The 25,165-nt window shown below is 70.6% G+C and carries 21 protein-coding genes; 19 read left to right on the forward strand and 2 right to left on the reverse strand.

Translation table 11 applies throughout. The features are described 5' to 3' along the window. Positions 1-65 precede the first annotated feature (65 nt). Positions 66-533: a GNAT family N-acetyltransferase gene (locus ABD652_RS01965; protein ID WP_344717600.1), complete on the reverse strand. Its 468-nt coding sequence runs from the start codon at positions 531-533 to the stop codon at positions 66-68. A gap of 218 nt (positions 534-751) precedes the next feature. Between ABD652_RS01965 and dxr the strand changes: the two genes are divergently transcribed. Both dxr and ABD652_RS01975 read left to right on the forward strand, forming a co-directional pair. Continuing rightward, a complete protein-coding gene (dxr, locus tag ABD652_RS01970) occupies positions 752-2,161 on the forward strand; it encodes a 1-deoxy-D-xylulose-5-phosphate reductoisomerase (protein WP_344717602.1) in 1,410 nt (469 codons plus the stop codon). Between the two features lie 4 nt (positions 2,162-2,165). Continuing rightward, on the forward strand, positions 2,166-3,701 hold the full coding sequence (locus tag ABD652_RS01975; protein ID WP_344717604.1) for a M50 family metallopeptidase: 1,536 nt from the start codon (positions 2,166-2,168) through the stop codon (positions 3,699-3,701). 59 nt (positions 3,702-3,760) lie between these two features. On the opposite strand, the gene ABD652_RS01980 is transcribed toward ABD652_RS01975, so the two are convergent. After that, on the reverse strand, positions 3,761-4,999 hold the full coding sequence (locus ABD652_RS01980; RefSeq protein WP_344717606.1) for an ROK family transcriptional regulator: 1,239 nt from the start codon (positions 4,997-4,999) through the stop codon (positions 3,761-3,763). 205 nt (positions 5,000-5,204) lie between these two features. Between ABD652_RS01980 and ABD652_RS01985 the strand changes: the two genes are divergently transcribed. The 17 genes from ABD652_RS01985 to ABD652_RS02065 all read left to right on the forward strand — a co-directional run bounded on the left by ABD652_RS01985 (position 5,205) and on the right by ABD652_RS02065 (position 25,165). Further along, on the forward strand, positions 5,205-5,936 hold the full coding sequence (locus ABD652_RS01985) for a sugar phosphate isomerase/epimerase family protein (RefSeq protein ID WP_344717609.1): 732 nt from the start codon (positions 5,205-5,207) through the stop codon (positions 5,934-5,936). Positions 5,937-6,022: 86 nt separating this feature from the next. Further along, positions 6,023-7,174, forward strand: coding sequence for a Gfo/Idh/MocA family protein (locus ABD652_RS01990; protein ID WP_344717611.1), 1,152 nt, complete (start codon positions 6,023-6,025; stop codon positions 7,172-7,174). Between the two features lie 67 nt (positions 7,175-7,241). After that, positions 7,242-8,576, forward strand: coding sequence for an ABC transporter substrate-binding protein (locus ABD652_RS01995; protein ID WP_344717613.1), 1,335 nt, complete (start codon positions 7,242-7,244; stop codon positions 8,574-8,576). A 149-nt stretch (positions 8,577-8,725) separates the two neighbouring features. Further along, positions 8,726-9,745, forward strand: a complete 1,020-nt coding sequence (locus tag ABD652_RS02000) for a carbohydrate ABC transporter permease (protein ID WP_344717615.1) — start codon at positions 8,726-8,728, stop codon at positions 9,743-9,745. Next, a complete protein-coding gene (locus tag ABD652_RS02005; protein ID WP_344717617.1) occupies positions 9,738-10,577 on the forward strand; it encodes a carbohydrate ABC transporter permease in 840 nt (279 codons plus the stop codon). The genes ABD652_RS02000 and ABD652_RS02005 overlap by 8 nt, the downstream gene beginning before the upstream one ends. 86 nt (positions 10,578-10,663) lie before the next feature. Next, positions 10,664-11,731: a Gfo/Idh/MocA family protein gene (locus ABD652_RS02010; RefSeq protein ID WP_344717619.1), complete on the forward strand. Its 1,068-nt coding sequence runs from the start codon at positions 10,664-10,666 to the stop codon at positions 11,729-11,731. Positions 11,732-11,826: 95 nt separating this feature from the next. Then, complete coding sequence (locus tag ABD652_RS02015; protein WP_344717621.1) at positions 11,827-12,849, forward strand: sugar phosphate isomerase/epimerase family protein; 1,023 nt, start codon at positions 11,827-11,829, stop codon at positions 12,847-12,849. Between the two features lie 153 nt (positions 12,850-13,002). Beyond that, the gene (gene ispG, locus ABD652_RS02020) at positions 13,003-14,151 is read left to right on the forward strand and encodes a flavodoxin-dependent (E)-4-hydroxy-3-methylbut-2-enyl-diphosphate synthase (protein ID WP_344717939.1); all 1,149 of its coding nucleotides are present in this window, start codon (positions 13,003-13,005) and stop codon (positions 14,149-14,151) included. Next, a complete protein-coding gene (locus ABD652_RS02025) occupies positions 14,105-15,037 on the forward strand; it encodes a GNAT family N-acetyltransferase (RefSeq protein WP_344717623.1) in 933 nt (310 codons plus the stop codon). The genes ispG and ABD652_RS02025 overlap by 47 nt, the downstream gene beginning before the upstream one ends. A gap of 69 nt (positions 15,038-15,106) precedes the next feature. Continuing rightward, a complete protein-coding gene (locus tag ABD652_RS02030) occupies positions 15,107-16,162 on the forward strand; it encodes a LacI family DNA-binding transcriptional regulator (RefSeq protein ID WP_344717625.1) in 1,056 nt (351 codons plus the stop codon). Between the two features lie 34 nt (positions 16,163-16,196). Beyond that, entirely contained in the window at positions 16,197-17,612 is a 1,416-nt protein-coding gene (locus ABD652_RS02035; RefSeq protein WP_344717627.1) for an extracellular solute-binding protein, read from the forward strand. Continuing rightward, a complete protein-coding gene (locus ABD652_RS02040; RefSeq protein ID WP_425574529.1) occupies positions 17,609-18,589 on the forward strand; it encodes a carbohydrate ABC transporter permease in 981 nt (326 codons plus the stop codon). Before ABD652_RS02035 ends, ABD652_RS02040 begins: the two co-directional genes overlap by 4 nt. Further along, a complete protein-coding gene (locus ABD652_RS02045) occupies positions 18,586-19,476 on the forward strand; it encodes a carbohydrate ABC transporter permease (RefSeq protein ID WP_344717631.1) in 891 nt (296 codons plus the stop codon). Before ABD652_RS02040 ends, ABD652_RS02045 begins: the two co-directional genes overlap by 4 nt. Positions 19,477-19,587: 111 nt before the next feature. After that, on the forward strand, positions 19,588-21,138 hold the full coding sequence (gene arfA, locus ABD652_RS02050; RefSeq protein ID WP_344717633.1) for an arabinosylfuranosidase ArfA: 1,551 nt from the start codon (positions 19,588-19,590) through the stop codon (positions 21,136-21,138). A 215-nt stretch (positions 21,139-21,353) separates the two neighbouring features. Continuing rightward, complete coding sequence (locus ABD652_RS02055) at positions 21,354-22,436, forward strand: hypothetical protein (RefSeq protein WP_344717635.1); 1,083 nt, start codon at positions 21,354-21,356, stop codon at positions 22,434-22,436. Positions 22,437-22,530: 94 nt separating this feature from the next. Then, on the forward strand, positions 22,531-24,336 hold the full coding sequence (locus tag ABD652_RS02060; protein ID WP_344717637.1) for a proline--tRNA ligase: 1,806 nt from the start codon (positions 22,531-22,533) through the stop codon (positions 24,334-24,336). 16 nt (positions 24,337-24,352) lie between these two features. Next, on the forward strand, positions 24,353-25,165 hold the full coding sequence (locus ABD652_RS02065; protein WP_344717639.1) for a TSUP family transporter: 813 nt from the start codon (positions 24,353-24,355) through the stop codon (positions 25,163-25,165).

A 25,165-nucleotide genomic window follows, 5' to 3' on the forward strand; every position in this document is an offset into this window, starting at 1 on the left:
GCACAGTGCTCGCCCGAGTGATCGGCATCACCGGCGAGAGGCTCCGGCGGGGACCGGCGGACGCCTCAGTCGAGCTGCAGGAGGATCTCCTCGACGACTTCGGCGCGGACGTTGGAGAAGCTCGACTCGCGCCCGATCTCGCGGAAGCCCAGCGCCTGCAGGATGGACAGCGTGCCGCCGTTGTCCACGACGACGCGGGCGGACACCGGACGCTCGGGGAAGTCCTCCAGGAAGCGGGTCACCGCCGAGCGGGTCAGCCCGCGGCCCCAGAAGCGCTTGTCCGTCCAGAACATGATCTCGCGCGAGTCCTCGTCCTCGAAGGCGGCGATCGACCCGACGGGCTCGCCGTCGAAGTCGATGGTCCGCACGATGGTGTCGTCCGAGGAGAGCAGCTCGTGCCAGTGGTGGTCGAAGATCGAGCGGTCCGACGGGTTCGTCGAGGCGAAGCCGGCCATGTGGGCGGCGTCGGCGTCCTGCTGGAACTCGAAGAAGCGATCCAGGTCGCTGGACTGGACTTCCCGCAGCGTGATCATCGCGATGAGGCTCCTCGTGGTCGGACACGGCATGGGCTGGGAGGACCGGCCGGGGCGCCGGCGGTGCAACGGTCAGGGCCGCACACGTCATCGGGCGCGGCGACGGCAGGGGACGTCCCCTGCGTGTCCTGCCAGCGTACCGGTCGTGCCGCCGATCGCGCGCACCGATTCCGACATGGGATTCCGCGCCCGCCGCCGGCCGGGGCGATAATGGCCCCATGCAGTCCTCCCGGAATCCCGACGCCGACCCGTCGCCAGCCGCCGCAGGTCCCGACGCCGCAGGTCCCGACGCCGCCGCGGCCGCCGTGGCCGATGCGGCCGATCCCGCAGCCGTCGAGCACCTCGCCGCGCGCCTGCCCAGCACGGCGGAGACCGGAGTGCGCCGGCTGGCGCTGCTGGGCTCCACCGGCTCGATCGGCACCCAGGCGCTGCAGGTCGTCGCCGCCAACCCCGGACGCTTCGAGGTGCTCGCGCTGGCCGCCGGCCGCGCCACCGAGCAGCTCGCCGCCCAGGTCGCGGCCACGGGGGCGACGGTGGTCGGCATCGCCGTCGACGGCGGCACCGCCGAGAACCCGCAGAACCCGCCGCTGGTCGAGGCGCTGGCCGACGCCGGCGTCGGCCACGAGATCCAGATCCACACCGGCGAGGACGCCGCGGAGGCCTGCGCGGGCGTCGGCGCCGACGTCGTGCTCAACGGCATGACCGGCTCGGTCGGGCTGCGTCCGACGTTGGCGGCCCTGGACTCCGGGGCCACGCTCGCGCTGGCGAACAAGGAGTCGCTGGTCGTCGGCGGGGCGCTGGTCGCCGCCGCCGTGCAGCGGCCCGGGCAGGTCGTGCCGGTCGACTCCGAGCACTCGGCGCTGGCCCAGGCGCTGAGCTCCGGCCGGCATGAGCGCGGGCTCTGCGCGGCGACGCATATGCCGCACCAGCCCGGTGCGAGCGAGGTGCACCGGCTGATCATCACCGCCTCCGGCGGACCGTTCCGCGGCTGGGACGCCGCCCGGCTGGCCGAGGTCACCCCGCGGCAGGCGCTGCGGCACCCGAACTTCTCCATGGGTCGGATGGTGACCACCAACTCGGCGACGATGGTCAACAAGGCCCTGGAGGTCGTCGAGGCGCATCTGCTCTTCGACGTCCCGCTGGAGGACATCGTCCCGGTGGTCCACCCGCAGCAGATCATCCACTCGCTGGTGGAGTTCCGCGACGGCTCCACGCTGGCCCAGGCCGGACCGCCGCGGATGCTGGTGCCCATCGCCCTCGGACTGTCCTGGCCGCACCGGCTGGCCGCCGTCGACGAGCCGGTGGACTGGACGCGTCCGATGAGCTGGGACTTCGAGCCGCTCGACGACGCCGCCTTCCCCGCGGTGCGGCTGGCCAAGCAGGCCGCGGCGGCCTCGCCGACGCATATGGCCGTCTACAACGCGGCCAACGAGCAGGCCGTCGAGGCCTTCCACGCCGGACGGCTGAGCTTCCCGGGCATCCTGGCCACCGTCCAGGAGGTGCTCGCCGCCCATGACGGCGGCACGGCGCCGACGCCGAGCCTCGAGGACGTGCTCGGCGCCGAGCAGCAGGCCCGAGCGCTGGCCGAGGAGCACATCGCCGCCGCACGCCGGACAGTGGGAGGCTGACCCCATGGACATCCTGCTGATGACCGCCGGAGTGCTGATCGTCGCGCTGGGCATCGCGCTGTCCATCGCCCTGCACGAGATCGGCCATCTGCTGCCGGCCAAGCTGTTCAACGTCCGCGTCACCCAGTACATGGTCGGCTTCGGCCCCACGCTCTTCTCGCGGCGCCGCGGCGAGACCGAGTACGGGATCAAGGCGATCCCGCTGGGCGGCTATGTGGCGATGATCGGCATGTACCCGCCGCCGGAGCCGCACCGGGCCGACGGCGCGGAGGACGGCTCGGAGGCCGACGCCGACGTCGACGACCCGCCGCCGTCGGACGTGCCCGCCGAGTGGGCCGCCGAGTACGCCCAGGCCCCCGGCGCGCCGGGGCAGGCAGGAGAGTCCACCGGCGACGCCGCCGGAGCCGCCGACGCCGAGGAAGGACGTCCCGGCGGCACGCGCACTGTCGCCTCGCAGTCCACCGGACTGTTCCAGCAGCTCTCCGCCGACGCCCGGCAGACTGCCGCCGAGGAGCTGCGCGAAGGCGACGAGGACCGGATGTTCCACCGGCTGGCCGTCTGGAAGCGGATCATCATCATGCTCGGCGGCCCGGCGATGAACCTGGTCATCGCGCTGGCGCTCACCGCCGGCACGATCTCGCTGCACGGCACCGCCGAGCCGACCACCCAGCTGCGCACCGTCTACGAATGCGTGGCCACCGAGGACGCCGTCGCCGGCGGACAGCAGAGCTGCGGCGCCGACGACCCCGCCGGTCCCGCCTACGCGGCCGGGCTGCGCCCCGGCGACGAGATCGTCTCCTTCGCCGGCGCGGACGTCGACGGCTGGGACGAGCTCACCGGGCTCATCCGGCAGGCGGCGGGGGAGACCAGCTCCATCGGGTACCAGCGCGACGGCGAGCAGCACACCGCGCAGATCACGCCGATCCGCGCCGAACGGCCGGTCACCGGGGCGCTGGGCCGGGCCGAGCGCGACGGCGCCGGCGAGATCGTCACCGAGGAGGTCGGCTTCATCGGCGTCGGCGCCGACCAGGCGATGGTCCGGCAGCCGCCCTGGGAGGCCGGCCCGCAGGTCTACCACCAGTCCACAGCGGTCTTCGGGGTGGTCGCCGAGCTGCCGATGCGGCTCTACGACGTCGCGCTGGCGACCTTCACCGAGGCCGAGCGCGACCCCGACGGGCCGATGAGCGTCGTCGGCGTCGGGCGCATCGCCGGCGAGCTCTCGGTCCAGGACCAGATCCCGGTGGAGTCGCGGCTGGCCACGCTGGTCTCGCTGGTGGCCGGGGTCAACGTCGCACTGATGGTCTTCAACCTGCTGCCGCTGCTGCCGCTCGACGGCGGACACGTCGCCGGCGCGCTCTACGAGGCGCTGCGCCGTCGGCTGGCGAAGCTGCGCGGCAGGCCCGACCCCGGACCCTTCGACCTGTCGAAGATGCTGCCGCTGACCTACGTGGTCGCCGCGCTGCTGCTGGGCATGGGGGTGCTGCTGATCTTCGCCGACATCGTCGAGCCGATCCGGCTCTTCAGCGACACCGACCCCTGATCCACCCCTGCCCCTGAGCGGGCCGCCGCGAGGTCCGCCTGAGTCCTCCTCAGGGCACCTCAGTCCGCCGCCGGCGCGGGGGAGGCGGCGGCCGCGGCGGCCAGCGCGTCGACGCCGGCGGGGGAGAGGGCGTGGTGCAGCGCCAGGATGCTGGCCCCGCGCGTGCCGGCGCCGTGGTGTTCGACGGCCTGGCGGATGTCGAGCTGCTGGGTCGCCAGCGGCATCGCCCGCTGGAAGACCACTTCGCGCACTCCGGCCAGCAGATGCTCGCCGGCGGCGGCCATGCGTCCGCCGACGGCGATGACCTCGGGGTTGAGGAAGCTGATCGAGGCGGCCAGCACCTCTCCCAGGTCCCGGCCGGCCTGCCGGACCGCGCCCATGGCCTCGAGGTCTCCGGCGTCGACGAGCCGGACGACGTCGCCGCCGGTGGAGATCTCGGGGTGGCCGGCTTCGCGCAGGATCGCCGCGATCCGTGAGCCGGAGGCGACCGCCTCCAGGCAGCCTTCGTTGCCGCAGCGGCAGAAGATGCCGTCGCCCGAGCTGACCCGGACATGGCCGATGTCGCCGGCGATGCCCTGGGCTCCGCGCTGCAGCCGTCCGCCGGAGATGATGCCGGCGCCGATGCCGGTGGCGACTTTGACGAAGAGGAAGTGCTCGGCGCTGCGGCTGAGCTGGCTGTGCTCGCCGAGCGCCATGATGTTGACGTCGTTGTCCACCAGCACCAGCGCGCTCAGGTGCTGGCGGAACCAGCCCGGCACGTCGAAGCCGTCCCAGCCGGGCATGATCGGCGGGCGGCTGGGCCGGCCGGTGCCGAAGTGCACCGGCCCGGGCAGGCCGATGCCCACCGCCATGATCGCCCGGCGCTCGCGGCCGATGCGGGTCAGCAGCTCGTCGGCGCGCTCCAGCACTCGTCCCAGCAGCTGCTCGGGCCCGGCGGCGATGTCCACCGGCTCCTCGGCGGCGGCGAGCTGCCGGTTGAGCAGATCGCAGACTGCCAGGCGCAGATGGGAGGCGCCGAGGTCCACGGCCAGCACGAGCCGGGCCTCCGGGAGGAGGGCGACCCGGCGGGGCGGTCGCCCGCCGGTGGAGGCGCCGTCGGTGGCCGAGCCGACCAGGCCCAGCTCGGTGAGCGCGGCCAGCCGATCATTGATCGTCGAGCGGGCCATGCCGGTCCGGTCGGCGAGCTCGGTGCGCGTCTTGGGCGTGCCGTCGCGCAGCAGCTGGAACACGCCGCTGGGGCCGCTCGGGCCGCCGGCGCCCAGGGGATTCGGGAGCAGGTGGTCAGTCTCCATGATCATCCAGTGAATCACACTTCTCGCACCGATCGTCCAGGTACCGGCGATTTGTTCCGAAGTTCTGTTGACCCGCGCCAGAAGTGCGCATAGTGTGACGAGGGCAAGCCGGCCGTGATGCCGATCACACGATGCCGATCACATGATGCGGAGAGCTCGACGACGGATCCGCCGAGCCCCGCCCGCGATGCGAAGGAGCGACAGCCTCGCCATGAAGACCCCCTCCATCCAGCTGTACACCGTGCGCGAGGCCCTCGACGCCGACCCGGCCGGCACGCTCGAGCGCCTGGCGACGATCGGCTTCACCCAGGTCGAGCCCTTCGGCCTGGACGCCCGCGCCGCCGTGCTGGTCGAGCCGCTGCGCCGTCTCGGACTGACTGCGCCGACGGCGCACGTGACGCTCGTCGACGGCGACCCCCGGGCGGCCTTCGACGCCGCCGAGAGCCTCGGCGTCTCGACGGTCATCGACCCGATGATCGACCCGCGGCGCTGGACCACCCGCGAGGACGTCGAGGGGGTGGCCGCGGAGCTGCGCGGGCTCGCCGCTCAGGCCGCCGACCGCGGCCTGCGGGTCGGATATCACAACCACGCCTTCGAGCTGGAGAACCGCATCGACGGCGTCCCGGCGCTGGAGGTCCTCGCCGCCGCCGTCGGCGAGGCGGTCGACCTGGAGGTCGACACCTACTGGGCCGAAGTCGGCGGGGTCTCCGCCGTGGAGCTGCTGTCACGGCTGGGCGAGCAGGTGGTGGCCCTGCACGTGAAGGACGGCCCGCGCACCCGCGAGAACACCGACCAGGTCGCCGTCGGCTCCGGAGACCTGCCCGTCGCCGAGATCCTCGCCGCCGCGCCGCAGGCGCTGCCCGTCGTCGAGCTGGACGACCACGCCGGCGAGATCTTCGCCGCCGTCGCGTCCAGCCGCCGCTTCCTCGCCGGCCTCGCCTGACTCGGACGCCGACCTCGCCCGCCGCCCAGCATCGCGCTCATCTTCGCGCTCACCGCCCGACCACCGCTTCGAAGGAGCACCCCCGCGTGAACACCAGCACCAGCCCGCAGGCCGCCGCCCGCCCCGCCGCCGGATCCGCCGGATCGGGCCCCGTCGGGGTCGGCATCGTCGGCGCCGGCACGATCTCCGAGCAGTACCTGGGCAATCTCACCCGGTTCCCGGACCTCGACGTGCGCTTCATCGCCGACATCGATGCCTCCCGGGCCGCCGAGCGCGCCGCCGACTGGGGTGTGCCGGCCTCGGGCAGCTTCGAGGAGCTGCTCGCCGACGACGCGATCGAGATCGTGGTCAACCTGACCATCCCCGCCGTCCACGTCGAGGTCGCGAAGCAGGCGATCGCCGCCGGCAAGCATGTCTGGGGCGAGAAGCCCTACGCGCTGGACCGCGAGTCCGGCCGCGAGCTCAAGCAGGCCGCCGAGGCGGCCGGCGTCCGCGTCGCCGTCGCGCCGGACACCTTCCTCGGCGCCGGGCTGCAGACCGCCCTGCGGCAGATCCGCGAGGGCGCGGTGGGCACGCCGCTGACCGGTCTGGCGCTCTTCCAGGTGCCGGGTCCGGAGTCCTGGCACCCCAGCCCGGAGTTCCTCTTCGCCCGCGGCGGCGGACCGCTGTTCGACGTCGGGCCCTATTACCTGACCACGCTGGTGCAGGTCTTCGGCCCGGTGCGCCGGGTGGCGGCGACGTCGTCGACGGCGCGGGACAGCCGGGTGATCGGCAGCGGGCCGAAGGCCGGCACCGAGTTCCCCGTCGAGGTGCCCACGCATCACAGCGCGCTGATCGAGTTCGAGTCCGGCTCCAGCGCGCAGGCGGTCTTCAGCTTCGACTCGAAGCTGCCGCGCGCCGGCTTCGTCGAGATCGCCGGTACTGAGGGCACGGCGGTCTTCCCCGACCCCAACGAGTTCGGCGGCGAGACCACGCTGCACACCGGCGACGGCGAGTTGCGGACCGTCGAGCCGACGGGCACCTTCACCACCCGCGGCACCGGCGCGGCCGATCTGGCGCGCTGCCTGCGCTCAGGCCAGACAGAGCGGGTCCCCGGGGAGCTGGCCTTCCACACCCTGGACATCATGGTCGCCATCACCGAGGCCGCCGAGTCGGGGCAGTTCGTCGAGGTGACCTCCACTGTGGAGCCCTCCGCGCTGCTGCCCGACGGCTGGGACCCCACCGAGCGCACGCTCTGATCCGTCGGCACGCACCTGTGAACCGCACATCACCGCACCACCACACGAGAGAAGGACACCGATCACCATGGCCACCATCCGCCGCACCGCATCCGTGCTGTCCGTCGCCGCGCTGAGCACCGCCGCCCTGGCGGGCTGCGGCTCCGGAGAGGCCGAAGAGGTCGACACCGGCGACATCTCCGGCACCATCACCTACTGGGCCTCCAACCAGGGCGCCTCGATCACCGAGGACGAGGAGGTCCTGACCGAGACCATCGACCGCTTCACCGAGGAGACCGGCGTCGACGTCGAGCTGGAGGTCATCCCCTGGAGCGACCTGCAGAACCGCATCCTCACGGCGGTCTCCTCGGGCAACGGACCAGATGTGCTCAACATCGGCAACACCTGGGCCACCTCGATGCAGGCCACCGGGGCCTTCATGCCCTGGGAGGGCGACGCGCTGGAGACCATCGGCGGGGCGGACCGCTTCATCGAGTCCAGCTGGGCCACCGGCGGCGCCGAGGGCGAGACCCCGACCTCGGTCCCGCTCTACGCGCTGAGCTACTCGATGTACTACAACACCGAGATCTTCTCCGAGGCCGGCATCGAGGAGCCGCCGGAGACCTGGGACGAGTTCGTCGAGGTCGCCCAGGAGCTCACCCAGGACACCGACGGCGACGGGTCGATCGACCAGCACGGCTTCACGATGGCCGGCTCCTCCTACACCAACAACGCCCATCAGGCCTTCATCCGCGGCCTGCAGCACGGCGACACGCTCTACACCGAGGACGGAGAGCCGCAGTTCGCCGCCGACGGCATCGTCGCCGGCGTCAAGGAGTGGGTGGACCTGATGGCCGAGGACGAGGTCGTCGCCCCCGGCGACGCCGAGCTGACCAACGGCAGCGAGTCGGTCCAGCAGGTCGCCTCCGGCGATGCGGCCATGGTCTTCGACCAGGCGCCGGGCAACGTCTTCAACAACCGTGACTTCGAGAACTACGAGGCCGCCCCGATCCCGATGCTCGACGCCGACGCCGAGGGCATCGAGGCCACCCAGTCCCACGTCGCCGGCATCAACATCAGCGTCTTCGAGAACTCGGACAACAAGGACGCCGCCGTCGCCTTCGTCGACCACATGACCAGCAACGAGGAGCAGTCCTACCTCAACCAGGAGTTCACCGCCCTGCCGGTGGTGAACGAGGTCTATGACGAGGAGGAGGCCTTCCAGACCGAGGAGATCCAGCTGAAGCAGGACATCCTGGAGAACCACGCCCGGCCGATGCCGCTGCAGACCTCCGAGGCGCAGATGGAGACGACCGTCGGCACCGCGATCCGGGACCTGCTGGCCGACGCCGCGCAGGGCACCGAGATCAGCGAGGACGACGTCCGCTCCGCGCTCGAGGATGCGCAGACCCAGATGGACTGACCCGGGTCCCCGCCCCGGTACCCACCCCGTTCTGATCCCCGTCCGCGACGTCGGAGGCGGCGTGACGCCTCCGAGGTCCCGCGCCGCACGGCGGCTCGGCGGATGCCGAGCCGCCGTGCGGCGCGGGACGACTGGAAGGAAGAGACCTCATGGCTGCACCACAGGGCGTGCGTGCTCCGCGCGAGGAGCGCAGGCGACGCCGCCGCGAGAAGAAGACCCAGGCCGCCGTCGCCAATCAGGTGGTCCAGACCGCCGGCGGCGGCTGGCGCACCCGGATCTTCCCCTATGCGCTGATCGCGCCGGCCAGCGTGATGGAGCTGCTGATCCACATCATCCCGATGATCCTGGGCGTGTGCATCGCCTTCCTCGGGCTGACGCAGCTGACCATCGGCAACTGGACCGAGGCGCCGTTCGTCGGCATGGAGAACTTCATCGAGGGGCTCGACCCCGCTGGCGCGATCGGCGGCCAGTTCTACGCGGCACTGCTGCGCACCGTCGCCTACACGCTGATCAGTCTCGCGCTGGCCTGGGCGCTGGGCATGTTCGGCGCAGTGCTGCTGACCTCCAAGGTCCGCGGCCGGGGCTTCCTGCGGACGCTGTTCCTCACCCCGTACGCGCTGCCGCAGTACGTCGGCGCGATCGCCTGGGCGTTCATGTTCAACCAGTCCGACGGCGCGGTGAACCGCTTCCTCGTCGACGACCTGGGCATCCTCGACGATCGCCCCTTCTGGCTGCTCGGCGACAACGCCTTCTGGGTGCTGGTCATCGTCACCGTCTGGCAGTTCTGGCCCTTCGCCTTCCTGATGCTGCTGGCGGCGCTGCAGAACATCCCCACCGACGTCTACGAGGCCGCGGCGATGGACGGCGCCAGCACGTGGAAGCAGTTCACCACCATCACCCTGCCGATGATCCGCCAGGCCAATCTGGTCATGCTGCTGATCCTGGGGCTGTGGATCTTCAACCAGTTCAACATCCCCTACGTGCTGTTCGGCTCCGGATCCCCGGAGGAGGCCATGCTGGTCTCGCCGCTGATCTACGAGCAGTCGTTCAACTACTGGAACTTCGGCCTCGGCGGCGCGATGAGCACCCTGCTGCTGGTGCTGCTGCTGGTCGTCTCGGCCGTCTACATCCGACTCGTCATGCCGAAGGGGAAGCAGCTCAATGATTGAGACCCGTGGATTCAAGATCCTGCGCGCCTTCGGGCTGGTGTTCCTCAGCGCCGTCGTCGTCGTGCCGCTGTTCGTCGTCGTCATCACCAGCCTGAAGCCGCTGGAGGACGTCCAGGGCATCTTCACCTGGATTCCCTCGGAGATCACCCTCCAGCCGTATCTGGACATCTGGAAGACCGTGCCGCTGGCCGACTACTTCCTCAACAGCCTGATCGTGGTCTGCATCGCCACGGCGTTCTCCGTGGTCATCGCCGTCCTGGCGGCCTACGCGCTCTCGCGGTTCCCGTTCAAGGGGGCCCGGACGTTCAGCCTGATGGTGCTGTCGACCCAGATGTTCCCCGGGATCCTGTTCCTGCTGCCGCTGTTCCTGATCTTCACCCAGCTGCAGCGCACTGTCGGGGTCCAGCTCAACGGCTCCCACCTCGGACTGATCATCACCTACATGACCTTCTCGCTGCCCTTCGCCATCTGGATGCTCGCCGGCTTCTTCGCCTCCATCCCGAAGGACCTGGAGGAGGCCGCGCTGATCGACGGCACCACCCGGATGGGGGCGCTGTGGCGGGTCGTGCTCCCGGTGGCCCGCCCGGGCATCGTCGCCGTCTCGGTCTACTGCTTCATCACCGCCTGGGGCGAGGTGCTCTTCGCCTCGGTGATGACCAATGCCGACACCCGCACGCTGGCCGTGGGACTGCGGGCCTACGCCTCGCAGACGGACGTGTTCTGGAACCAGCTGATGGCCGCCTCGGTGGTGGTCTCGCTGCCGGTGCTGATCGGCTTCATGATCGTCCAGCGGCACCTGGTCACCGGGCTCTCCACCGGAGCCGTCAAGTGACCCGCCCCGACTCCGACGGCGTCCCGGTCCGCGGGCCGGGGCGCCGTCCGCGCAGATCAGACGCGCAGAGAAGAGAGGTACTCGAAATGCAGAAGCTGACAGTCGGCATCGTCGGCGGCGGGTTCATGGGCCGCGTGCACAGCCATGCCGCCCGAGCGGCCGGAGCCGAGGTGGTCGGGGTGACCTCCTCGAGCCCCGAGCGCTCGGCCGCGGCCGCCGGACAGCTGGGCACCGCCGCCGTCGACGACGTCGCCGAGCTGGTCGAGCAGGTCGACGTCGTCCACGTCTGCTCGCCCAACGCCTCCCACGCCGGACATGTGCGCACCGCGCTGGAGGCCGGCCGCCACGTGGTCTGCGAGAAGCCGCTGGCCCTCGACGCCGCCGAGGCCGAGGACCTGGCCGCGCGGGCCGCCGACGCCGGCGTCGTCGCCGCCGTGCCCTTCATCTACCGCTTCCACCCCATGGCCCGGCAGGCCGCGGCCCATGTGGCAGCCGGGGAGCTGGGGCGGCTGCTCACCGTCCGCGGCTCCTATCTGCAGGACTGGATGCTCGACCCCGAGGCCGGCAACTGGCGGGTGGATCCGCAGGCCGCGGGGCGCTCGCGGGCCTTCGGCGACGTCGGCTCGCATCTGGCCGATCTGCTGGAGTTCCTCTCCGGCGACCGGATCGTCCGGCTGGCCGCGGCGACGACGATCGCCCACCCGCGGCGCGGGGGCGTCGAGGTCACCACCGAGGACGCCGCGGCGCTGACGGTGCAGCTGCGCTCCGGGGCAGTGGGCTCGCTGATGGTCTCGCAGGTCGACGCCGGCCGGAAGAACGCGCTGACCCTGGAGCTGGCCGGCACCGAGACCAGCGTGGTCTTCGACCAGGAGCATCCCGACGAGCTGTGGATCGGCGGGGTCGAGGCCTCGCGCACTGTGACGCGCGACGCCGCGGCGCTGGCCGCCGACGCCGCTCGGCTGAATCTGGTCCCCGCCGGGCATCCGATGGGCTACCTCGACGCCTTCACCGCCTTCGCCCGGGACGTCTACGCGGCAGTCGACGGCGAGACCCCGCACGGGCTGCCGAGCTTCGCCGACGGCGCGCGGGCCAACGCGGTCATCGACGCAGTGGTCTCCTCGGCCGAGCACGGCGGCTGGGTGGACCTGGACTGAGCGGGCCGGCGCCCGCAGGATCGACGACGGGGCTGACGTCAGCACCGACGTCAGCACCGACGTCAGCACCGACGACAGGAGAGGAACGCACGACGATGAGCCATACGCAGCAGGCCTCGCACCCGGTGACGCTGTTCACCGGCCAGTGGGCGGACATGGAGTTCGAGGAGCTGGCCCGCCGGGCGGCGGACTGGGGCTACGACGGACTGGAGATCGCCGCCTCGGGCGATCACCTGGATCTCAAGCGCGCCGACGAGGACGACGACTACGTCCAGTCCCGTCTGGACATCCTCGCCGAGCACGGGCTGAAGGTCTGGGCGATCTCCCACCATCTGGGCGGCCAGGCGGTCTGCGACGACCCGATCGACTTCCGGCACCAGGCCATCCTGCGCGACTACGTCTGGGGCGACGGCGACCCGGAGGGAGTCCGCACCCGGGCGGCGGAGGACATGAAGCGCTCGGCGCGCGTGGCGCGCAAGCTCGGCGCCGACGTCGTCGTCGGCTTCACCGGTTCGCAGATCTGGAAGTACGTGGCGATGTTCCCGCCGGTCCCGGCCGACGTCGTCGACGCCGGCTACCAGGACTTCGCCGACCGCTGGAACCCGATCATGGACGAGTTCGACGCCCAGGGGGTGAAGTTCGCCCTCGAAGTCCACCCCTCGGAGATCGCCTACGACCACTGGACGACGGTGCGCGCCCTGGAGGCGATCGGCCATCGCGAGGCCTTCGGGCTGAACTGGGACCCCTCGCACATGCTCTGGCAGGGCATCGACACCGTGGGATTCATCACCGACTTCGCCGACCGGATCTACCACGTCGACTGCAAGGACACCCGGCTGCGCCCGGCCACCGGTCGGGCGGGGCTGCTCGGCTCGCATCTGCCCTGGGGCGACCCGCGGCGGCGCTGGGACTTCGTCTCCACCGGCCACGGCGACGTGCCCTGGGAGGACGCCTTCCGCGCGCTGAACCACATCGGCTACGACGGGCCGATCTCCATCGAGTGGGAGGACGCCGGCATGGACCGGCTGCACGGCGCCGCCGAGGCGATCGGGCGGATCCGCGAGCTGCTCTGGAAGCAGCCCGAGGCCTCCTTCGACGCCGCCTTCTCCCAGCAGTAGGGGAGCCGGCGCCTGCGCCCGGCGGCACCGGGGACGGGGGCAGAATGGGCCGGACTCGGCGGGGCGGCGTACCATGGGGACAGCCGGGTCCATCCCCGACCAGAGACAGAAGTCCACATCCCAGGAGTGTCTGTGACCGCCATCAACCTCGGCATGCCGGCGTCCCCGCCGCCGGTGCTCGCACCGCGCCGGACGACGCGCAACTTCCAGGTCGGCGACGTCGGCGTCGGCAGCGACCACCCGATCTCGGTGCAGTCGATGACGACCACCAAGACGCATGACATCAACGCCACGCTGCAGCAGATCGCCGAGCTCACCGCCTCCGGCTGCGACATCGTCCGGGTGGCCTGCCCGACCGACAAGGACGCCGAGGCGCTGCCGATCATCGCGCAGAAGTCGCAGATCCCGGTGATCGCCGACATCCACTTCCAGCCGAAGTACGTCTTCGCCGCGATCGAGGCCGGCTGCGGCGCCGTGCGCGTGAACCCGGGCAACATCATCAAGTTCGACGACAAGGTCGGCGAGATCGCCCAGGCCGCGAAGGACGCCGGCGTCTCGCTGCGCATCGGCGTCAACGCCGGCTCGCTGGACAAGCGGCTGATGGACAAGCACGGCAAGGCCACTCCGGAGGCGCTGGTCGAGTCCGCCGTGCGGGAGGCCGCGCTCTTCGAGGAGCACGACTTCCACGACTTCAAGATCTCGGTGAAGCACCACGACCCGGTGGTCATGGTCCAGGCCTACGAGCAGCTCGCCGAGCGCGGCGACTGGCCGCTCCACCTGGGCGTGACCGAGGCCGGTCCGGGCTTCCAGGGCACGATCAAGTCGTCCACGGCCTTCGGCTCGCTGCTCTCGAAGGGCATCGGCGACACCATCCGCGTCTCGCTCTCGGCCCCGCCGGCCGAGGAGGTCAAGGTCGGGGCGCAGATCCTGGAGTCGCTGAACCTGCGGCCGCGGAAGCTGGAGATCGTCTCCTGCCCGTCCTGCGGACGTGCGCAGGTCGACGTCTACAAGCTGGCCGACGAGGTCACCGCCGGCCTGGAGGGCATGGAGGTCCCGCTGCGCGTGGCCGTGATGGGCTGCGTGGTCAATGGTCCGGGCGAGGCGCGCGACGCCGACCTGGGCGTGGCCTCGGGCAACGGCAAGGGCCAGATCTTCGTCAAGGGCGAGGTCGTCCGGTCCGTGCCCGAGGACCAGATCGTGGAGACGCTGATCGATGAGGCGAACCGCCTCGCGGAGGAGATGGATCTCGACGCCGATGGAGATGCTCCGGCAGCGGGTGCCCCTGTGGTCTCCGTCAGCTGACACGCTCGCCGCGCGGATCCGCGCCGCCGCCGACGGGGCGGTGCGGATCCTCGACGAGGACGACGCCCCGACTCTGCGGCGCCTGCTGGACGCAGAGCCGATCTCCTCTGCCTCAGTGGTCACCACGCTCGAGGCCCGGGGAGGGGCCGGCCCCGCGGACGGCCGTGGCGGACCGCTCTTCCTGGGCATCGACGCCGAGACCCGCGGCGGCGCGGCCGGCGAGCTGGCCGCCGCCTGCTGGGTGGGCTCGAACATCAACCCCGTCGGCGCCGACGAGCATGCCGCCGAGCGCTTCGGCCTGGCCATCGGGGCGATGCGCCGGCGCGTCTCGTCCATCTACGGTCCGTCCGCGGCGGTGCTGGAGCTCTTCGACGCCGCCGGCTGGCGCAGTCCGCGCGACATCCGCGGGGTGCAGCCGCTGATGGCCACGGACCGGCCCCCCGACGTCGCCCCGCTGCCAGGGGTGCGCCCGGCGCTGCCGGAGGAGTTCGACGTCGTCGAGCCGGCCTGCGCGGCGATGTTCACCGAAGAGCTGGGCTTCTCGCCCTATCGGCACGGCGCCGCCGGCTACCAGGAGCGGATCCGTCGACTGATCGCCGACGGGCACGCGATGGTGCTGCTCGACCCGGTCACCGGCGAGGTGGTCTTCAAGGCCGAGTTCGGCGCGGTCACCGATCACGTGGTCCAGGTCCAGGGGGTCTGGGTGCGTCCCGCCGACCGCGGCCGCGGGCTGTCCGTGCCCGGGATGGCCGCCGTCGTCGAGCAGGGGCTGCAGCTGGCCCCGACTGTCAGCCTGTATGTGAACAGCTACAACGCCGCGGCGCTGCGCACGTATCGGAAGGTGGGCTTCGAGCAGGTCGGCACCTTCTCCACGATCCTGTTCTGAATCCGCCGCGGCCCACGCCGGCCCGGGGGAGAGCCTGCGCCGGCGGCCGTCGGGGATATGCTGGCGAACATGCCGCCTCGCAGTCCCCGCGCCACGATGAAGGACGTCGCCGCGCTGGCCCGCGTCTCGCCGAAGACGGTGTCCAACGTGGTCACCGGTTCGGCCCAGGTCAGCGAGCCCACGCGCCAGCGCGTGGAGGATGCGATGCGGCAGCTGGACTTCGTCCCGAATCTCAGCGCCCGCACGCTGCGCAACGGGCGCACCGGCATCATCGGCGTGGCGCTGCCGGATCTGGCCACCGCGTTCTCGGCGACGCTGGCCCACGAAGTGGTCGACGTGGCCCATCTGCGTGGACTGGCGGTTCAGATCGAAGAGACCGCGGCCGAGCCCGAGAGGGAGTATGAGCTCGTCTCGAGAGCTCGTACTCACCTGATCGACGGTCTCATCCTCAATCCCGTGCGTCTCGAAGATTCCGTGATCGAGCAGGTCGACCACTTGCCGCCGGTGGTGCTCATCGGCGAGGTGGAGCAGCATCTCACCGATCGGGTCTTCGTCGAATCTCGCACCGCCGCTCGTGAGATCACCACCCATGTCATCGAGCGCGGGGCGCGCCGCGTCGCCGCGCTCGGCGGCGCCGTGCACGGACTCGGCGGAAAGGCCACCTCGGGACTGCGGCTCCAAGGATATCTCGAGGCGCTCCATGCGGCCGGACTCGATCCCGATCCACAGCTCCAGGTCCAGCTGCCGGAATGGACCATCGCCGGGGCGGCGGCCGGAATGGAGGAGCTGCTGGATCGGAGGGTCCACTTTGACGCGGTCGTCGCCTTCACCGACACCATCGCCTTCGGCGCCCTCCACGTGCTGCGACGGTCTGGAGTGCGTGTTCCGGAGGATGTGCTCCTCACCGGCTTCGACGACGTCGAGCATGCCGCCTTCACCAATCCGCCGCTGACCACCATCGCGTTCGACCATCGGGATTATGCGGTCGCCGCGCTGGATCTGCTGGCGGCGCGACTCGACGATCGCCGGCGGGAGACGACGGCGCAGACGGTCGACCACTGTCTGATCGTTCGGGAGAGCACCGGACATCCTGGCGCGGTGCCGCGCGGCCACCGACCGGACTGAACTCCATCGCACCCCGCGGCGGTGGGAACCCTGCTTGAAAAAGTCGACCTATGTGTCTTGCCTCACCATTTACAACGATGTAAGGTCGCTGTCAGCCACATCACATCACGATGAAGTGGAGGACGGCAGTTCCATGATCACCAGACGACAGCTGCTCGGCGGCGTGGGTGCCCTCGCGGGCGCCGGGGCGCTCGCCGGCTGCGCACCCACCGGTACGCCGCCGGGAAGAGACACCCTGCAGTTCTGGCATCTCCTCAGCGGAGGCGACGGCGTCACCATGCAGGCGCTGCTGGACCGCATCAACGACTCCCAGGACGACTATTTCGTCCGACCGACCGTCTTGGAATGGGGCACTCCGTACTACACCAAACTGGCCATGGCCGGCTCGGGCGGTCGTGCACCCGAGGCTGCGATCATGCATTCCTCGCGTGTTCCGGGCTACGTCCCCGGCGGGCTGCTCGATCCCTGGGACATCGATCGGCTCGCCGAGCTCGGAGTCGGCCAGGACACGTTCACCGGTCCGATGTGGGACAACAGCGTCGTCGGTGATCAGCTTTACAGCGTCCCGCTGGATGCCCACCCGTTCATGTTGTTCTCCAATCGGGAAGTTCTCCGGAAGGCGGGAGTTCTCGAGGGAGGGGGGTTTCCGGAGGTCGGCACACCGGGCGAGTTCGTCGAGGTCCTGCGTGAAGTCACGGCGGCTGCTCCTCAGCACGGGCTCTCCTACGGATTCATCGGCGACGGCGCCCAGATGTGGCGTCTCTTCTATACGCTCTACTCTCAGCACGGGGCGGAGATGTCCTTCCCCCAGGGTGGTTCGGCGAAGATCGACGACGAGGCCGCGGTCGAATCGCTGCGGCTGATGAGTGAGCTCGTCGACGGTGAGATCGCGAGCTCGCAGGGCACCATCGACGCCGGAATCGCGGAATTCTCCGCGGGGAACAGCGGTCTGCTGTTCAGCGGCGTCTGGGAGCTTCCTCCGATGCAGGACGCCGGAATCGACGTGAACATCCAGATGATCCCGCCGGTATTCGGCCGGCACGCCGTCTATGCGGACTCACATGCCTTCGTGCTGCCGCATCAGCAGGATCCCGACCCGCAGAAGCGCGAGGACACCTACGCCTTCGTCGCCGAACTGCTGAAGAACTCCTTCGACTGGGCCGGAGCCGGGCATATCCCGGCGTACGTGCCCATCACGGAGGATCCGGAATACGACGACCTGCAGCCGCAGGCGAACTACGCGGACGCGGCCGACCACATCGTCTACGACCCCAAAGCCTGGTTCACCGGCTCGGGGGCGAACTTCCAGGCCGACTTCGGGCAGGTCGTCCAGGACGCTATTCGCAGCGGAGAAGGATTCCAAGAGGCAGTGGACGGCCTGCGCTCGATGGTCGACGAGATCCTCGCCGAGCCGAACCCCGTCGACCCTGAAGGGACGTGGAACGCATGAGCATGGCTCCGCAGACTGCCCAGCCGCCGGTGCCGGCGGCCCGCGTCGGGACGACCGAGCCGGCCGCCCCGATCACCGCCGAGGCCGAGGCCAGCGCCCGGCGGGCACGCCGGAAGAATCGACTGGTCGCGCTGGCCTTCCTGGCGCCGTTCCTGGTCGCCTTCCTGCTTTTCGTAGTGTGGCCGATGATCCACGGCTTCTATCTGAGCTTCACCAACCAGTCGCTCACCGGAGCGGGAGGGAGCTTCATCGGTGGGGACAACTACGCCGAGGCCTTCTCCGACCCGAAGATGTGGGGCTCGATCCGCAACACGGTGTGGTTCACCCTCATCTCCACTGTCCCGTTGGTGATCATCGCGATGGCCATGGCGCTGCTGGTGAACACCGGGCTGCCGGGCCAGTGGCTCTGGCGGCTGTCCTTCTTCATGCCGTTCCTGCTGGCTTCCACGGTCATCTCACAGATCTGGAGCTGGTTGCTCGACCCGGAGATCGGCCTGGCCAACGAGGTGCTGACGACGTTGGGCTTCGAGCCGATCGCCTGGCTGCAGACACCGCATCTGGATCTGATCTCCATCACAGTAGCGACGGTCTGGTGGACGGTGGGCTTCAACTTCCTGCTCTACCTGGCCGCGCTGCAGAACATCCCGGAGGTCCAGTACGAGGCCGCGGCCGTCGACGGCGCCAGCCGTTGGCGGCAGATCTGGTCGATCACCATCCCGCAGCTGATGCCGGTGACCGGTGTGGTCTTCGTCCTGCAGATCCTGGCCTCGCTGAAGCTCTTCGATCAGGCGTACCAGATGCTCGGGGGAGTCTCCTCGGACACTTCGCGGCCGATCGTGCAGTACATCTTCGAGGCCGGCTTCGTCGGCTATGAGTTCGGCTACGCCGCAGCGATCTCCTACGTGTTCTTCGCGCTGATCCTCGTCGTCGGCATCGTTCAGATCACCATCAGCAACCGCCGGAAGGGGCAGCGATGAGCACCGCAGCATCCGTCGCCGACGTCACCGACATCAGGCGTCAGGCCAAGCCTGGGGAGCGGCGCTTCGGTCCGGCCCGGCTCGCCGCCTTCGCAGTCCTGCTCCTGATGGCTCTGACCTGGCTGTTCCCATTCTTCTGGGCCATGGTCACTTCGTTCAAGACCGAGCCGGACGCTGCATCAGGGCGCCTCTCGCTGATCGGCGAGAACGGACTGACCACCCAGGCCTACGAGAAGGTCCTGAGCGAGGGCAACATCTATATCTGGGCGTGGAACAGCCTCTGGACCTCGCTGGTGATCACCGTGATCACTGTGGCGATCTCCGCACTGGCCGCCTATGCCTTCTCCCGGCTGCACTTCCGCGGGCGGACCACGCTGTTCTTCGCGGTGATCGCCTCGATCATCGTGCCGCCGCAGGTGCTGATCATCCCGCTGTACTACGAGATGCTCGCCTTCAACCTGGTGGACACCCCGTGGGGCTTGATCCTGCCGCAGATCGTCATGGCCCCGATCGTGCTGATCCTGAAGAAGTTCTTCGACGCGGTCCCGATCGAGCTGGAGGACGCCGCCCGCGTCGACGGCGCCGGCCGGCTGAGGGTCTTCCTCTCCGTGGTGCTGCCGCTGTCCCGGCCGATCCTCGGCGCAGTGTCGATCTTCGTGTTCATCCAGGCGTGGAACAACTTCCTGTGGCCGTTCATCGTGCTCAACGACACGATGCTGATGACCCTGCCGGTGGGTCTGCAGACGGTGATGAGCGCCTACGGCGTCGAGTACGCCCAGGTGATGGCCCAGGCGGTGCTCGCCGCGCTGCCGCTGATCCTGGTGTTCCTCTTCTTCCAGCGCCAGATCGTGCAGGGCGTGGCCACCACCGGCTTCGGCGGCCAGTGAGCCGACGTCGGTCCGTCGCCGGGGAGGCCCCGGCGGCGGACCGCCCCGGGCCGTCCGGTCCCGGCAGCACCGGACACTCTTTCGAATTCATCATGTGAGGACAGGAGACTCATGACCACTGCTCATCTGACCGTCGACCGCGCGTTCACCGTCGCGGAGGTCCCCCATCGGCTCTTCGGCTCGTTCGTCGAGCACATGGGGCGCTGCGTCTACACCGGCATCCACGAGCCGGGCCACCCGCAGGCCGACTCCCGCGGATTCCGCCAGGACGTGATGCAGCTGGTCCGCGAGCTGGGTCCGACGGTGGTCCGCTACCCGGGCGGCAACTTCGTCTCCGGCTACCGCTGGGAGGACGGCGTCGGGCCCGTGGAGGACCGCCCGGTGCGCATCGACGGCGCCTGGCACACCGTGGAGACCAACGCCTTCGGCCTCCACGAGTTCGTCGACTGGGCCCGCGAGGCCGACGTCGAGATCATGGAGGCGATCAACCTCGGCACCCGCGGCGTCGAGGAGGCCCGGGCCCTGGTGGAGTACGCCAACCATCCGCACGGGACCTACTGGTCGGATCTGCGCCGCAAGAACGGCGCGGCCACCGGCACCACCCAGGATCCCTTCGACATCAAGCTGTGGTGCCTGGGCAACGAGCTCGACGGCCCCTGGCAGATCGGCCACAAGACCGCCGACGAGTACGGTCGGCTGGCCCAGGAGTCGGCCAAGGCCATGAAGCTGGTCGACCCGGACATCGAGCTGGTCGCCGTCGGCTCCTCCAACCGGCGGATGCCGACCTTCGGCAGTTGGGAGCACACGGTGCTGTCGCACACCTATGAGGAGGTCGACTACATCTCCATGCACGCCTACTACCAGGAGCACGACGGCGACGCCGCGTCCTTCCTGGCCGAGGCTGTGGACATGGACGCCTTCATCGACGGCGTGGTCTCCACGATCGACGCCGTCAAGGCCGCCGGCAAGCACTCCAAGCAGGTCGACATCTCCTTCGACGAGTGGAACGTCTGGTACCAGTCCGGTCTGGACACCGAGGACCAGCCCCATCAGGTGGCCAAGGGGTGGCAGAAGCACCCGCGGCTGATCGAGGACGCCTACAACGTCACCGACGCCGTCGTCGTCGGCACGCTGCTGCACTCGCTGCTGCGCCACGGCGACCGGGTGAAGATCGCCAACCAGGCCCAGCTGGTCAACGTCATCGCCCCGATCCGCTCGGAGGAGGACGGTCCGGCCTGGCGCCAGTCGATCTTCTGGCCCTTCGCCCGCATCGCGGCCAAGGCCCGCGGGCAGATCATGCGGCTGGCCGTGGACTCGGAGCAGGTCCCGACGCAGAAGTTCGGCGACGTCGACGCCGTCGACGCGACGGTGACCTGGGACGAGGCCGCCGGCAAGCTGGTGCTCTTCGTGGCCAACCGCGGCCTCGAGGAGGCCGCCGACGTCGACCTGAACCTCAACGGGCTGCAGGCCACGGCGATCAGCAGCGCCGAGGTGCTGGCAGTCCCGGAGCGCGGCGACCGGCTGACGGCCAACCTGGTCGACAGTCAGGACGCCGTCGGGCTGAAGCCGCTGACCGACGTCGGACTGCAGGACGGGCGGCTGCACATGACGCTGCCGGCGATGTCCTGGGGCGTGGTGGAGCTCGACGTGGCCGCAGCCTGAGCCGCGCAACGCGAGTCCGGCCGGGGCGGGCCGCAGGGGAGCTGATGCTGACCTGCGGCCCGCCCGCGCGTCTGCAGGGCCGCGGGGGAGGCGGGCGCGCATACTGAACAGTGCTCGTTCGGGCGTCGACGTCGGCGGCCGGCTCTGTGCCGGGTTGCCGTCATCCGGCGTCGACGGGCTCTCATCGAACCCCAGCGTCCCGGGAGGCAGTGATCATGGCCCGTGCTGATCGTGGTCCTCGCGGCCGGCGACGGCCCGTGCGCGGCGTGCTCGCCCTGGCCGCCGCGGCGAGCCTGGCCCTGGCCGGCTGCGGCCAGGATCCCGCCGCCGTCGAGCAGGACTCGGGCGACGAGGAGGTGCCGGATCCCGGAGGTCCGGAGCAGCTCACCGCCCCCGACCCCTCCGGCGAGCAGCGATCCCATCAGGCGATGCGCGAGGCGCTGCGTGCGGTCTACGGGTCGGCGACGCTGACCGACACGGACGATGTGCTGCCCGGCGCCCGCGACCTGGAGACCGAGCTGCAGCGTCTGGCGGTGGACCCGCAGGAGTGCAAGCAGCATGTGATCACCTCCGCGATGCCCGTCCCCGCCGACGCGCTGATCGCCGCGGCGCAGGTCTCGGCGGGGGAGTCGGGGTCGGACGGGAGCGACTCCGGCGGCTCTGGCGGCTCCGGGGACTCCGACGGCTCCGACGGATCCGACGGCTCGGGTCGGTCAGGGGGCTCGTCCGGGTCGTCGTCCGGACCGCTGACCGCCGGCCGCGAGGCGACGGTGATGTCCTTCCTCGACGTCGAGGCCGCCGCGGCGCGGATCGACGGTGAGCAGGAGGGCGTGGAGAACTGCCCGGACTACACCACCAGCCGCGGCTCCGACTCTGACTCCGACTCCGACGACGAGGGCGACGATGAGGGCGACGATGAGGGCGACGACGTCAGCACCGAGACGACGGTGGAGGAGGAGTCGGTGCGCACTGCTGCGGAGCAGGGCTTCGCCGTGATCCGCGAGGTCTCCGGCGGCGGCTCGACGAGCCGCTCGGTCAACGTGCTGCTGCGCGAGGGTGCCCAGCTGGTCACCGTCTCCGCCTCCGCCGACGGTGAGCTCAGCTCCGACAGCACGGAGAAGGCTGTCGAGACGGTGCAGGAGGAGGCCGCCCGCGTGCTGGGCGAGGTCGCCGGCGAGGACCTGAGCCTGGAGGAGGAGTCCGACGACGACTCGGGCGACGACTCGGGCGACGACTCGGGCGGCGGCTCCGATGGCTCCGACAGCGACGGCGACGACGGCTCGGGCGACCAGGGCTGAGCGGGCGCCGGGGGACGTCGTCGGACCGTGGCCGCCGTCGCCCTTTAGTAGACTTCACCGAGCATCCGTCCCCGCGCCCGGAATCGAGTAGAACGTGCCTCTGAGACTCTCCTCCCTCTTCCTCCGCACTCTGCGTGACAATCCCGCCGACGCCGAGGTCGCCAGCCACCAGCTGATGGTGCGCGCCGGCTGCATCCGCCGGGCGGCGCCGGGGATCTACTCCTGGCTGCCGCTGGGCATGAAGCTGCTGCGGAACCTGGAGGAGATCGTGCGCGAGGAGATGGAGCACATCGGCTCGCAGGAGGTGCACTTCCCCGCGCTGCTGCCGAAGGAGCCCTATGAGGCCACCGGTCGCTGGGCGGACTACGGCGACAACATGTTCCGGCTGCAGGATCGCAAGGATGCCGACTATCTGCTGGCGCCCACCCACGAGGAGGTCTTCACCCTGGCGGTGAAGGATCTGTACACCTCGTACAAGGACCTGCCGCTGTCGATCTACCAGATCCAGACCAAGTACCGCGACGAGGCGCGTCCGCGGGCCGGACTGCTGCGCGGCCGCGAGTTCATCATGAAGGACTCCTACTCCTTCGCCCTGGAGCAGCAGGACCAGGACGCCGCCTACGCGGCGCACCGCGCGGCGTACCTGCGGATCTTCGACCGCCTGGGTCTGGAGGTCGTGCCCGTCGACGCCGTCTCCGGGGCCATGGGCGGCTCGGCCAGCGAGGAGTTCCTCTTCCCCTGCGCCATCGGCGAGGACACCTTCGTCGAGTCCGACGGCGGCTACCGCGCCAACGTCGAGGCGGTCACCACGGTGGCGCCGGAGCCGGTGGACGCCTCCGGGCTGCCGCCCGCCGAGGTCCACCACACCCCGGGCACCGACACCATCGAGACGCTGGTCGCCGCCGCGCAGGCCGACCACCCGCGCCCGGACCGCGCCTGGACCGCGGCGGACACGCTGAAGAACGTGGTCATCGGCGTCGACATGCCCGACGGCACCCGGAAGGTCGCGGTCATCGGCCTGCCCGGCGACCGGGCGGCGGATCTGAAGCGCATCGAGGCCGCCGTCGGCGAGCACCTGGGTGCGGCCGGCGAGGTCGCCGTCGAGGCCGGCACCGAGGCCGACCTGCGGGCGAACCCGGGGCTGGTCCGCGGCTACATCGGGCCGGGGCTGAGCCGCGAGGAGCCGGTGCTCGGCGTCGAGGGCTCCTCCGGCGTCCCCTACCTGGTCGACCCGCGCGTGGTCGAGGGCACCAGCTGGATCACTGGCGCCAACGCGGCCGACCAGCACGTCTTCGGCCTGGTCGCCGGCCGGGACTTCGGCTGGGACGGCGTCATCGAGGCCGCCGAGGTCCGGGAGGGCGACGAGGCCCCCGACGGCTCCGGCCCGCTGCGCACCCGTCGCGGCATCGAGCTGGGCCACATCTTCCACCTGGGCACCGGCTACGCCGAGGCGCTGGGCCTGAAGGTCCTCGACGTCAACGGCAAGCTGGCCACGGTGACGATGGGCTCCTACGGCTTCGGCGTCACCCGCGTGCTGGCCGCCCTCGCCGAGGCCAACCACGACGAGAAGGGGCTGATCTGGCCGGGCTCGATCGCGCCGGCCGACGTGCACGTGGTCGCCACGGGCAAGGACCAGGCCATCCATGACGCCGCCGAGCAGCTGGTCGCCGATCTGGAGGTCTCCGGAGTCTCCACGCTCTTCGACGACCGGCCGAAGGTCTCGCCGGGGGTGAAGTTCTCCGACGCCGAGCTGCTGGGCATGCCCACCATCGTGGTGGTCGGCCGCGGTCTGGCCGAGGGGAACGTGGAGCTGAAGGATCGCCGCAGCGGCGAGTCCGAGCAGGTGCGGCTCGACGGCGCGGTCTCGGTGATCGCCGAGCGCGCCGCCGCGCTGCGCTGAGCCGCGGCACGACGCCGTGGAGCTGATCGCCGATCTGCTGAGCGCGTCCTTCGACGGCGTCTCCTGGGTGACGCTGGTGCTGCTGGTCCTGGTGGGCTTCAGCGCCGGCTGGGTCGACGCCGTCGTCGGCGGCGGAGGACTGCTGCAGCTGCCGGTGCTGCTGACCGTGCCGGGCATCAGCCCGGTGCAGGCGCTGGCGACGAACAAGCTGGGCTCGATCTTCGGCACCACCACCTCGGCGCTGACCTATATCCGCCGGGTGCGTCCGAGTCTGCGCACCGCCGCGCCGACGGCGCTGGCCGCCCTGGCGGCGAGCTACCTGGGCGCGAAGGTCGCCGCCTGGCTGCCCGAGGAGGTCATCACCCCGGTCATCATCGCCGCGCTGCTGGGCGTGGGGATCTTCACCGCGGCCAAGCCGCACGTGGGGAAGCTGGAGCGGCTGCGCCACGTCGGGCTGGGCCATCTGGCCCGGGCCGTCGGCGTCGGGGCCGTGGTGGGCTTCTACGACGGCGTGCTGGGGCCGGGCACCGGGACGTTCCTGATCATCGGGCTGGTCATGGTGCTGGGATTCAACTTCCTCAACGCCTCGGCGCACGCGAAGATCGTCAACGTCGCGACGAACGTCGGCGCGCTGCTCTCCTTCGGCCCGGCCGGGCATGTGCTGGTCGGGCTCGGGCTGCTGCTGGGCGCGGCGAATCTGCTCGGCGGCTACACCGGCGCCCGGATGGCCATCGCCAAGGGGTCGCAGTTCGTCCGCGTCATCTTCCTGATCGTGGTCTTCGTCCTGGTCGCCAAGCTCGGCTGGGATCTGCTGACCGAGTGGTTCTGA

It is taken from the genome of Nesterenkonia halobia, assembly GCF_039536005.1.
Classification (GTDB): Bacteria; Actinomycetota; Actinomycetes; order Actinomycetales; family Micrococcaceae; genus Nesterenkonia; species Nesterenkonia halobia.